An 11546-nucleotide genomic window follows, 5' to 3' on the forward strand; every position below is an offset into this window, starting at 1 on the left:
GCGCCGCCAGGCCCAGCGCATAGGCCTTGCCCAGCCATTGCCCGCCCGGTCACGATCGCAACACGTCCTTCGCAGATACCCACTTGCCTTACTCCTTCATTGCGCTGCGACGGGGATCAGCAGATGCTGGCTCAGGTCCCCAACGAGATCGAGCAGGGAATAATCCCGCCGGAAAAATGCCATGCCCCATCCACGTAGGTGAAGCTGTCATGATAGCGGCCCGCGCAGATCGCCTGCAACGGCAGGTCCGGGGTCGCCTGAAACACGGTATAGTAAGAGCGGCAGGTGGCGGTGCCTGCGTCCTCGTCCAGCTCGACGATGGGATTGGTGATGACATGCTTGGTGCGCGGCGTGCCATCGTCATGGATGCGTACATGGGCCTGCCACAGCGCCAGCATCGGCGCTGCGCCTTCGACCATTTCGCCGCCGCCTGTCTTGATCCGGGCGCGCTCGAACAGGGCGGCGACGGCTTCAAGGTCGCCTGCGTCCATCAGTTCGGCATAGCGGTAGAGCAGATTGGTGATCGCCGTGGCGCTGCTCATGGCTGACCCTCTCGCTGCGCCGCCTGGCGTTCGCGATGCTGCGCGGTGCTGCCGGTCAGGCGCACGGCGATGGCGTCGGAGGCGACGCGCTGCGCCTGCCGCTCCGGGCTGGCTTCGCCCAGCGGCTCGGCTTCGACCAGTCCAGTCAGCGCGGCTTTGGCGAGCTTTTGATATTCGCTTGTCCCATTGTTGCGCCAGGTGACCTGGTGCGGCTCGAAACTCTTGACCACCTTGGCCGGATTGCCGACGACCAGGCTGCGTGGCGGGGTCACCGTGTCGGACTTCACAAGGGCAAGGGCGGCGACGAGATTTTCGTCACCTATGATGGCATTGTCGAGGATCACCGCGTTCATGCCGATGAGCGCATTTTCGCCGATCTCGCAGCCATGGATGATCGAGCCATGGGCGATGGTCGCGCCACGCTTGATGATGGTATCGCGCAGCTGGTTGGCATGGACCGACACATTGTCCTGGATCGAGCTGTCGCCTTCCACCACGATCCGCCCGAAATCGCCGCGCAGCGAGGCGCCCGGCGCGATGAAGCAGCCCGGTCCGACGATCACGTCGCCGATCAGCGACGCCAGCGGATGGACGTAGCTGGTCGGATCGACGACGGGTGTGATCCCCTGATAGGCGTAGCAGGGCATGGGGCCGCGCTTTCCCTCTTAGAGCCGTTCGATGATGGTGACGTTGGCCTGGCCGCCGCCTTCGCACATGGTCTGGAGGCCATAGCGCCCGCCGGTGCGTTCGAGCGCACCCAGCAACGTGGTCATCAGCCGCGCCCCGGTCGCGCCGATCGGATGGCCCAGCGCGATTGCGCCGCCCTGCACATTGACCTTCTCATGGGGGATGTCGAGTTCCTTCATCCACGCCATGGTGACGCTGGCGAAAGCCTCGTTACATTCGAACAGGTCGATGTCGCCGATCGCCATGCCCGCTTTCTTCAGCGCATATTGGGTGGCGGGGATCGGACCGGTCAGCATCCAGACCGGATTGGCGGCGCGCACGGACAGGTGATGAATGCGGGCGCGGGGTTTCAGGCCATGGTCCTTGACCGCCTTCTCGCTGGCAATGAGGAGGGCTGCGGCCGCGTCGCAATTCTGGCTGGCGACGCCTGCGGTGATGATGCCGCCTTCATTGACGGGCTTCAAGGACGCGAGGCCCTCCAGCGAGGTGGTGGGACGGATGGTTTCATCCCTGGCCAGCCCTTCGAGGGGCGCCACTTCATGATCGAACCAGCCATTGTCCCAGGCCGCCTGCGCGCGCTGGTGCGAGGCGAGCGCGAACGCCTCCATCGCTTCACGGCTGATGCCCCATTTGTCGGCGATCATCTCGGCGGACTTGATCTGGTTGACCTCTTCCATGCCATAGCGCTCGACCCAGCCCTTCGACCCGTGGAAAGGGCTGTCAAAGCCATATTGCGCGCCCGCGATCATCGCGGCCATGATCGGGATCTGGTTCATCGCCTGGCTGCCGCCCGCGACGACCAGGTCCTGCGTGCCGCTCATCACGCCCTGCGCGGCGAAGTGCACCGCCTGCTGCGACGATCCGCACTGGCGGTCGACGGTGACGCCGGGCACCTCTTCAGGGAGCCCTGCGACCAGCCATGCGGTGCGGCCGATATCGCCCGCCTGGCCGCCGATTGTCTCGGTGCAGCCCCAGACCACGTCTTCGACCTGAGAGGGATCGATGCCGGTGCGCTTGACCAGTTCGCGGATCGGATGGGCGCCCAGATCGGCCGGGTGGACCTGGGCAAGGCTGCCCTTCTTGCGGCCGACGGGGGTGCGGACGGCGTCGATGATATAGGCTTCAGGCATTGTTGGCTTCCCGGGCGAAGGTCTGGTCCGGCCCCATGGGCTGGGTGAAGATGCGCGTGGCGATGCGCGCGCGGTGAGTGGCGGGCGTACCCCAGCTCTGGGTCAGCGCGAGCGCGCGTTTCAGGAACAGGTGGACGTCCACTTCCCAGCTGTAGCCCATCGCGCCATGCACCTGGATCGAGGCGCGGGCGGCCTTGTCGGCGGCTTCGAGCGCCACCAGCTTGGCATGGCTGACGCGGGCGCGGGCCTGGGTGTCACGCGCGCCGATCTCGGCTGCGGCGGCGGCGACCACGGGCTTGGCGAACTCGATCGCCACCTGCGCGGAGGCGAGGTGATGCTTGACCGCCTGGTAGCTGCCGATGGGTTTGCCGAACTGCTGGCGTTCCTTGGCATAATCGACGGCAAGATCGACCGAACGCTGGGCAAGACCAAGCGCGAAGGCGGCGTTGAACAGGGCGGCGCGGTCGAAAGCGAGGTCCCAGTCGGCCCCATTTTGATTATTTGGCCCGAGCGGCGTTGCGTTGCTTGGGCTCCATTCTACCGAGAAGAGGCGGCGGAAGGGATCGATGCTGGGCTGGGCGGTCAGCGTCACCTGATCGGGCGTGGCGAGGAAAGCCTCGCCATCCTTTTCGAGCAGGATCGCGGCCGCGCTGTCGGCATTGGCGACATAGGGGTTGGCGGGGTGGGCGATGGCGATGGTCGCCATCGGATCGGCGAGCAGCGGATGATCGGGCGCAAGGGCAGCGAGCAGGGGCGCTGCGACGCCTGCGCTCTCGACCAGCGGTTCGGGCAGGACGACATAGCCCGCTTCCTGCGCGATGAGAGCAAAGTCGGTTTCGGTCAGATCAATGCCGCCCGCTTCTTCAGGCAGCAGGATGAGGGTGAGGCCGGTCTCGACGATCGCGGCCCAGCGCGCATCGTCGCGCGCGACGCCCGCTTCCATCATGCGGCGCCAATGATCGGGCGTGCAGCTGTCGGCGAACAGGGTGCGTGCGGTCTCGGCAAACATCAGCTGTTCGTCGCTGAGGGTGAAGTCCATCTCAATTCCCCTTAGCGCGGCAGGCCGAGCATGCGCTCGGCGATGATGTTGCGCTGGATCTCGTTCGACCCGGCATAGATGGGTCCTGCGAGCGCGAAGATATAGTCGTCGATCCAATCGACGGGGTTCGCGCCGGGCGCTTCGTGGGTGAGTTCGGCCTGGGCCCCGAGGATCGCCAAGGCGGTCTGCGTCAGATGAATGTCGAGTTCAGACCAGAAGATCTTGTTGGTCGAGGCTTCGGGACCGATCTTCGTGCCCGCCATCAGCCGCGAGGCGGTCTGGTAGATGTTGAGCGCATAGGCGTCGGCATTCATGTGCGCGCGCACGACATCGGCTTCGAGCGCGGGGTCGGCCGTTTCCTTGTTGGCGGTCCAGAGTTCCGCGAGCTTCTTCGCCGCCACCTGATAGCGGGCGGGTGAGCGCAGCATCAGGCCACGCTCGAACCCGGCGGTCGCCATGCAGATATGCCAGCCCTGGCCCTCGTCGCCGAGGCGGTTGAAGGCGGGGACGCGGACATTTTCAAGGAAGATCTCGGCAAAGCCGACATGGCCGTTGATCTTCTTGATCGCATTGACCGTCACGCCCGGCGCGTCGAGCGGGAAGAGATGAGGCTCATCCCCTTGTGGCGCTCGGAGCCCGGCTCGCGGAACAGGCCGAACGCCCAGTCGGCGAAGACCGCGCGGCTCGACCAGATTTTGTGGCCGTTGAGGATGTATTCGTCGCCGTCTCGCGTTGCGGTGGCGCGCACGCCTGCCAGATCGGACCCGGCCATCGGTTCGGACCAGGCCTGCGCCCAGATTTCCTCGCCTGACGCCATCTTGGGCAGGAAGCGCTGCTTCTGCTCATGGGTGCCGAATTCGATGAGCGTCGGCCCCAGTAGGAAAATGCCATTCTGGTTGACGCGGCCTGGGGCTCCGGCGCGATAATATTCTTCCTCGAAGATCAGCCACTGGATGAGGTCGAGACCGCGGCCGCCATATTCCTTTGGCCAGGTCACCATACCCCAGTCGCCCGACTTCAGCGTCTTTTCCCATTGCCGGTGCGCCTCGAAGCCTTCGCGGGTCGCGTCGAAATGCTCCAGCGATCCCTGCGGCACATGGGCTTCCAGCCAGTTGCGCACCTCGGCGCGGAACGCCTGCTGTTCGGGGGTATAGGTCAAGTCCATCAGAATTTCGCCGCGCCCTTGTTGTCGACGAAGGCGTCGCGCGCCTTCTGGCTGTCTTCATGCATATACATTTCGAGCGTGAAGCCCTGCTCGATCCGGTAATGGGCCGAGGGGTCGGTGGGCTCGATCAGGTTCAAGGCCTGCTTGGCGATGACCAGCGCGGCGCGGCTCTTGGACGCGATGACTTCGCAGAAGGCGTAAGCCTCGTCCTTCAGATTTTCGAGCGGCACGACCTTGTGCACCGAGCCATGACGATGCGCGTCCTCGACCGAAATACGGCCCCCGGTGAAGAAGTTGGCGCGCACCATCTGCACGGGCAGCATGCGGCTCATGAAGGCCGCGCCGCCCATCGCGCCGCGATCGATCTCGGGCAGCGAGAAATAGGCGCCCTCGGCCGCGATCAGCGCGTCGCAGGCGCCTGCGATATTGACGCCGCCGCCAATGACGAAGCCGTGGAGCGCGCCGACCACCGGGATCGCGCATTCGCGGATCGCCTTGAAGGTCAGGTAATTATCCTTGTTCAATTTGGCGATGCGTTCGGGATGCGCCGCCATCTCCTTGATATCGACGCCGCCGCAAAAGCCCTTGCCCTCGGCCCGGATCAGGATGCAGCGCACATCCTCGTTGGCGGCCGCTTCGTAAACCAGCGCGGGGATCGATTCCCAGCCCTTGGTGTCGAAGGCGTTGACCGGCGGATGGTCGAACAGGATTTCGGCGATCTTGTCCTTGATCGTGAGCGTAATCGGCATTGTTCTTCCTCTCCTCAGGCCGCGCTTGCGGCCTCGCGGCCCAGTGCGGCCAGCGCGTTCAGCCGCTCATGCGCCTCGCTGACGATGCGGTCGACCAGCTCCTGGCAGCTGGGTATTTCATCAATGCGTCCGCCGACCACGCCGGTCGCCATCACGCCATGTTCGATGTCGCCCTCGACCACCGCCTTCTGGATCAGCATCGGCATGGTCGCGGCCATCATCGCCTGTTTGAGCGGCACCTGACCATGGCCGGTCATGCCCTTGGCCGACTTGATCATGTCGATCCAGCTCGCCCCGCTCAGCTTCTTCATCGCCGCGCTCGCTTCCAGCGCGCGCAGCCACATGGCGAGCTTTCCGGACTTTTCGATCTTGTCCATCAGCTTGGTGCGCACCATCCGCTGCGGGATGCCGTCAAGCTTGGTGGTGACGACGATGCGGTCGGTCGAGGCTTTCAGATATTCCGCCTTGGCGCTGTCGGGCACCGGGCTTTCCTTGGTCAAAAGGAAGCGCGTGCCCATGGCGATGCCGACCGCGCCATAGGCGAGCGCTGCGGCGAGGCCGCGCCCGTCGGCAAAGCCGCCGCTCGCGATCACCGGCACGTTGACGGCGTCCAATACCTGGGGGAGCAGCACGGTGGTGGGCACCGAGCCCGTATGCCCGCCGCCTTCGCCGCCCTGCACATTGACCATGTCGACGCCCAGCTCCACCATCTTCTGCGCATGCTTGACCGCGCCGACGGTCGGGATGCAGAGGATCCCTGCATCCTTGAAGCGGCCGATCATCTTGGCATTGGGACCACGCCCGAAGCTGACCGCGCGCACCTGATCCTTGTTGGCGAGGATCAGCTCGACGATTTGGTCTGCGCCGGGCTGAAAGCTGTGGAAATTGACGCCGAAAGGCTTGTCGGTGCCATTGCGGACAGCCAGGATCTTCTCGCGCGCTTCGTCCGGCGTCATCACCGCTGCGCCCAAAAAGCCGAACGCGCCTGCATTGCTCGACCCGATGACGAGGCTGGGTTCCGCCACCCATCCCATCGCGGTCTGGATGATCGGCCAGCGGCAGCCAAGCCGCTCGGTCAGCACCGTATGCAGCGGATCGCCCATCATTCGCTCGCCTGCTTCTTATTCGCCTCGGCCATCTTCTTGGCGTCGAGGCCCGCGATCGAGCTGCCCTGGACGAGGTCATTCTGGGCATGGGCGAAATGGTGCATATGATATTGCGCTTCCATCGCGTTGCGCTTGCCCATCAGCTCCTCGACATGGTTGATCGCCTGCTTGGTCAGCCAGTTGCCAAGGCGGGGTTGCGCCACGAGCTTGGCGGCCATCGCCGCCACCGTCTCGCGCAGCGCCTCGCGGGTCACGATCTTGTTGACCATGCCGAACTGCTCGGCCCGCTGCGCGCTCATTCGCTCGCCCAGCAGCAGGAATTCCTTGGCGATGCGCGGGGGGAGCTCATAGGCGTGGGCGAAATATTCGACGCCCGGAATGCCCATGCGGTTGACCGGGTCCTGGAAGAAGGCGTCGTCGGTGGCGACGATCAGGTCGCATACCCAGGCGAGCATCAGCCCGCCCGCGACGCACGCCCCCTGCACCATGGCAATGGTGGGCTTGGGCGTATCGCGCCAGCGCCGGCACATGCCGACATATTGTTCCTTCTCGCGGGTGTAGAGCAGTTCCGCGGCAGGTTTGTTGACATGACCCGGCACCATCAGCCGGTTCTCGAAATGCCTGTGCACGTCGCGGCCCGGCGTGCCGATGTCATGCCCGGCCGAGAAATGCTTGCCGTTGCCGCCCAGCACGATGCAGCGGACGTCATCGTCGTTCGTCGCCTTGATGAAGGCGTCGTCGAGCGCGTAGGTCATCTGGCCGTTCTGGGCATTGTTGAAGCCCGGACGGTTCATCATGATCCATGCGACATGGTCGATCACCTCATAGGTGACCGGCTCGTCGGTCTCGTAAACAATGTCGACCTGCTGCGGTTTCGACCAGGCGATCAACTTCATTCATGTCAGGCTGCCCTTCTGTCTCCGGCCGGATTGTCCTTGAACACGGTGGCGCGGACATTGTTGGGGTCGATCTTCGCGATCAGGTCCAGTTGCTCAGGCGTAGGTGCAGGGGTGGTGGGAATTTCACCCTCAACCTTGGCAAGCGGGAAGCCGGTATTGTCCTGCACTTCCTCGAAGGTGACGCCCGGATGCAGCGAGATCACGCGGATCTGGTGATCGGGGCCGCCAAAGTCCATCACGCACAGATTGGTGATGATCTGGCGCAGGTCCAGGCCCTGGGGCGGAGCGCCATTGCGATAGCGCGCCGGGTTGTAGCCCGCCATGCAGACGAAATCGACCTCGCCTTCGACGAACGCCCGCTTGTTGTGGCTGGCAAAGAAGAAGCTGTTGGGATGGCTGATCGAATTGCCCGGAAAGCCGCGCGCGCCGAGCATCGCGGCCTTGGGCTTCTTATGGTCGCCGATCACCGAGATGTTCGCCTGGCCGAAACGGTCGATCTGCACCGGGCCGACCAGTGCGTGGCGGCGGCCGCTCCACAGGGCGGAGAAGACGCGGTCATAATTGGCGATGCCTTCAAATTCCGGTTCGGCGGTGCGTTTGCCGGGGCCGACGGGTTCGCTGGTATAGAAGCATTCGCCGTCGGTGGTCTGGATCGCGGGGGCAAAGCTCAGCTTGGCAAGGCCTGCGCCGATGCGGGGCAGGGGGCCGATGCCGGTCGCCATCACCTCGCCATCACTGCGCCACACCTCGGCGCAGGCGGCGATGACGAGTTCAGCGAGCGAATAGCTGTTCTGGGTCATGGGTCTCTCGCTTAGTAAATAGGAACGGGGAGCTGCTTGACGGCGTCTTCGCCGCCGATCGCTGCCTGATAATCGGCTTCGGACACATCGATGAACTTCGCCTTATACTCGGCCCAGGCTTCGGGCGAGGCGGCGCTTTCGACATAGGTCTTGATGTGCTTGAGATCGAGCTGATAGTCGGGATCGGCGCTTGCGGGATGCGCGCCCAGCGGCGCCTCTGCCACGCCGGTGATCATCGCCCGCTCGACCAGATTGTAGCGGCTGTTCTTCTGCATATCGAGCTCGCCGGTCGGCACGATCTTCTCGACCGTGGCGTAGCTCTTGCCCGCAGCGCGCACCAGCAGTTCGTCGAACAGCGCGTCCTTGCTGAGCGTCAGCAAATTGCCGCGCTCGTCGGAACGATGGGCATGGATGAGGGCAATGTCGGGCACCAGCGCTGGCATGGCGACGAATTCCTCGCCATCGGCATAGGGGCTCTTCACAAATTTGAAGTCGAAGCCGTCTTGCGTGATGATGTCGGTGCCGATGCCGACGCGCGTCGGCAGGAAGGGCAGCTTCATCGCGCCTGCGCGCAGGCCCCAATGATACATGCCCTCGTCAAGCTCGAGCACTTCAAAGGCGCCCGCCTGGCGGGCGTTGCGGAAATGGGGCTCGAGCGGATAATGGTCGAGGCTGGCAAAGGCGAAGACGAGCTTTTTGATCTTGCCGGTCGCGGCGAGCAGGCCGATGTCCATGCCGCCATAGCCCGCCATGACGGTCAGGTCCTTCAGGTTCGAGCGGGCGATGGCGCGGATCAGCGCCATGGGCTTGCGGCGGGTGGCCCATCCACCGATGCCGATGGTCATCCCGTCGGAAATCTGGTCGACGATGTCGTCCACCGTCATGCGCTTGTCGAGCATAGTGTCAGTCATCCTTTTGCGTCAGTCCTGCAGGGCTTGCCCTGCAAATAGTCCTACCAGTTAATCTTGCTCATGAGCCCATTTATGGCCCCAGTCGCTTACCGAAAGGCTGGTGGTGGGCACCCATGTGTCCGGGTCTATTACCAGGCCATTCCAGCCATATTCGATGTCAAAGCCGCCTGGTGTCTGCATGTAGAAAGAGGTCATCTTGTCATTGACATGACGGCCCAGCGTTGCCGAGAGGGGCACCTTGCCCTTGCTCTTCAAGACCCGGTCATAGGCGCGGCCGACATCCTCCAGGGAGCCGACCTCCAGCATCATGTGCACCGCGCCATTGGGGCTTTCGGGCAGCTGCCCCAGCGCCAGGCTGTGGTGGCGCGGGTTGCAGTGCAGGAAGGCAAAGCCGATGCCCGGGTCGTCAGGCCCGCCACCCATCAGATAGAAGCGGCCAAGGTCGGTGTCGCCAAAACCCATCACGCTTTTATAGAAAGCATGGGTTTCCTCGAAATTGGGGGCGGTCAGCACGACATGGCCCATCCCCATGTCGCCATCCGCGCCATGGGGGCTGCCGGTCACGAAGCGGCTGACGCCTGCGGGCGAGGTGAAGGGGGCATAGTCGACGAAGCGGCCGTAGAAGAGCTCCATGGGATTGCCTGCCGGGTCCGACGAGCGGGCCAGTTCATAGACCTGACGGCCACGCGCTTCCATGACGCCTGCGCGTTCCACCGGGCGGCCTGCCGCCTCGAGCCTTTCCAGCAGCGATTCGAACGCCTCGCGATTCGCGCATTCCCAGCCTGGCGCCACGAACCGGTCGGCCGCGCCCTTCTCCACCCACAGGCGGTAGGGCCGGTCGTCCATGCGGAACAGCGCGACATCGTCATTGGGGGAGGGGGCGGCCATGAGGCCTGCGATATTGCAGGCAAAATCCTGCCAGGATCCCAGGTCCTGCGCCTCGATCACCACATAGCCCAGCGATATCACTGCCATTTCCGCCGCCTCGCCCTTCTTCCTGTCTGCCGACCATATTCCCGCAGAGCGTTTCAAAATGGCCTCCCCCATCCGCATATGGCAAGCACTGCCGCATGTTTTGCGCTTATATGGGGAGGCGCAATCTGCGCGCTCAACGAGCTTATGGCAATTCGTTCCAGATCCGCCTATAAGCATCGACCCAAATGCGCAAGCCCTGTTTGCCTTGACAGTTTGCGTAATAGCAATTTACATAAACTACGCATATAGCAAATTTGAAGAAGAGTCGCCTACAATGGAGAAGATCATGACCGGGGCAGTAGCAAGCCGACCCATTGACGAGGCGAATGCCGGGATAGCTTCGCCCGAAAGCCTGATTGCCAAAGCCAAGGCGATGATCCCGACGCTGCGGGAACGCGCGCGCGCCTGCACGATCGCCCATGACGTGCCCCCCGAGACCGTTGCCGAGATGAAGGCGGCAGGCTTCTTCCGCGTGCTCCAGCCCAAGCGCTATGGCGGCTATGAGATGCACCCCAATGTCTTCTTCGAAATCCAGAAGGCGCTCGCCGAAGGCTGCATGTCGACAGGCTGGATCTACGGCGTGCTGGGCTGCCACCCCTATGAACTCGCCCTCTTCCATGACGAGGCGCAGAAGGAAGTGTGGGGCGATAATCCCGACATGCTCGTCTCCTCCACCTATCAGCCGGTCGGCAAGGTGGAAAAGGTCGATGGCGGCTTTTACCTGTCGGGCCGCTGGGGCTTCTCGTCGGGCTCCTCGCATTGCGGTTGGGTGCTCTTGGGCGCGATCAATTTCGACACCGATGGCGGCCCGCCCGACATGCGCACCTTCCTGTTGCCGCGCTCCGACTATCAGGTGATCGAAGGCACCTGGGATACGTTCGGTCTCCAGGGCACCGGCAGCTTCGACATCGTGGTCGAGCGCGTCTTCGTGCCCGAACATCGCACCCACAAGGCGAGCGACGGCTTTGCCGGCACCAATCCGGGTCAGGAAACCAACACAGCGCCCCTCTACCGCATCCCCTGGGCGCAGCTCTTCATCCGCTCGGTCTCCAGCGCCGCCTTCGGCGGTATCCGCGCCGCCACCTCGGCCGCGATGGAGATCATGGCAAGCCGCGTTTCGACCAACACCGGCAAGGCGTCCAAGGCCGACCCCAATCTCCACGCCGCCATCGCCCGCGCGATCGCCGAGACCAATGAGATGGAGCTGACCCACAGGACCACCTTCAACGAACTGATGGACTATGCTGGCCGCAATGAGCCCGTCCCGATGGAAAAGCGCGCGCTCTTTGCCTACCAGTCCGCCAATGTCGTGCGCCGCATGGCGGAACTGGCCGACGGCATGGTCAAGCTCTTGGGCGGCCGGGCGGTCTACATGTCGAGCCCGATCCTCCAGCCCTGGCTCGACCTCCACGCCGCGCGCGCCCATGTCGCCAACGACCCGGCCAACCGCACCAGCGACGTCATCGGCACGATGAACGGCGAACCGCCCGCCTTCACCTTTATCTAGCGTCTTGCGCTGGAGCGCGCGCCGCGCGCTCCAGCC

General features: G+C 64.0%; 11 protein-coding genes and 1 pseudogene. 1 reads left to right on the top strand and 11 read right to left on the bottom strand.

Features of this window, described 5'->3' with window-relative positions; translation table 11 throughout:
* Positions 1-131: 131 nt before the first annotated feature.
* The 11 genes and pseudogenes from AC6JBC_RS14060 to AC6JBC_RS14110 all read right to left on the bottom strand — a co-directional run bounded on the left by AC6JBC_RS14060 (position 132) and on the right by AC6JBC_RS14110 (position 10060).
* Positions 132-542 carry a nuclear transport factor 2 family protein gene (locus tag AC6JBC_RS14060; RefSeq protein ID WP_498026118.1) on the bottom strand — a complete coding sequence of 137 codons (411 nt, stop codon included), beginning with the start codon at positions 540-542 and terminating at the stop codon, positions 132-134.
* Complete coding sequence (locus tag AC6JBC_RS14065; protein ID WP_498026119.1) at positions 539-1189, bottom strand: gamma carbonic anhydrase family protein; 651 nt, start codon at positions 1187-1189, stop codon at positions 539-541. Before AC6JBC_RS14065 ends, AC6JBC_RS14060 begins: the two co-directional genes overlap by 4 nt.
* An 18-nt stretch (positions 1190-1207) precedes the next feature.
* Complete coding sequence (locus AC6JBC_RS14070; RefSeq protein ID WP_498026120.1) at positions 1208-2359, bottom strand: acetyl-CoA C-acetyltransferase; 1152 nt, start codon at positions 2357-2359, stop codon at positions 1208-1210.
* On the bottom strand, positions 2352-3398 hold the full coding sequence (locus tag AC6JBC_RS14075; RefSeq protein WP_498026121.1) for an acyl-CoA dehydrogenase family protein: 1047 nt from the start codon (positions 3396-3398) through the stop codon (positions 2352-2354). The genes AC6JBC_RS14070 and AC6JBC_RS14075 overlap by 8 nt, the downstream gene beginning before the upstream one ends.
* Before the next feature lie 11 nt (positions 3399-3409).
* Positions 3410-4563, bottom strand: a pseudogene (locus AC6JBC_RS14080) (acyl-CoA dehydrogenase).
* Positions 4563-5312 carry an enoyl-CoA hydratase family protein gene (locus AC6JBC_RS14085; protein WP_498026122.1) on the bottom strand — a complete coding sequence of 250 codons (750 nt, stop codon included), beginning with the start codon at positions 5310-5312 and terminating at the stop codon, positions 4563-4565. Before AC6JBC_RS14085 ends, AC6JBC_RS14080 begins: the two are co-directional and overlap by 1 nt.
* Before the next feature lie 14 nt (positions 5313-5326).
* Positions 5327-6415 (bottom strand): NAD(P)H-dependent flavin oxidoreductase, encoded by a 1089-nt coding sequence (locus tag AC6JBC_RS14090; RefSeq protein ID WP_498026506.1) that lies wholly within the window; start codon positions 6413-6415, stop codon positions 5327-5329.
* Positions 6415-7314, bottom strand: coding sequence for an enoyl-CoA hydratase (locus tag AC6JBC_RS14095; protein WP_498026123.1), 900 nt, complete (start codon positions 7312-7314; stop codon positions 6415-6417). Before AC6JBC_RS14095 ends, AC6JBC_RS14090 begins: the two co-directional genes overlap by 1 nt.
* A 5-nt stretch (positions 7315-7319) precedes the next feature.
* On the bottom strand, positions 7320-8117 hold the full coding sequence (locus AC6JBC_RS14100) for a CoA-transferase subunit beta (RefSeq protein WP_498026124.1): 798 nt from the start codon (positions 8115-8117) through the stop codon (positions 7320-7322).
* Positions 8118-8128: 11 nt separating this feature from the next.
* Positions 8129-9028 carry a CoA transferase subunit A gene (locus AC6JBC_RS14105; RefSeq protein ID WP_498026125.1) on the bottom strand — a complete coding sequence of 300 codons (900 nt, stop codon included), beginning with the start codon at positions 9026-9028 and terminating at the stop codon, positions 8129-8131.
* A 48-nt stretch (positions 9029-9076) separates the two neighbouring features.
* Positions 9077-10060 (bottom strand): VOC family protein, encoded by a 984-nt coding sequence (locus AC6JBC_RS14110; RefSeq protein WP_498026126.1) that lies wholly within the window; start codon positions 10058-10060, stop codon positions 9077-9079.
* A 229-nt stretch (positions 10061-10289) separates the two neighbouring features.
* Between AC6JBC_RS14110 and AC6JBC_RS14115 the strand changes: the two genes are divergently transcribed.
* On the top strand, positions 10290-11510 hold the full coding sequence (locus AC6JBC_RS14115; protein WP_498026127.1) for an acyl-CoA dehydrogenase family protein: 1221 nt from the start codon (positions 10290-10292) through the stop codon (positions 11508-11510).
* Positions 11511-11546 lie beyond the last annotated feature (36 nt).

Source organism: Sphingobium sp. RC1 (genome assembly GCF_059738765.1).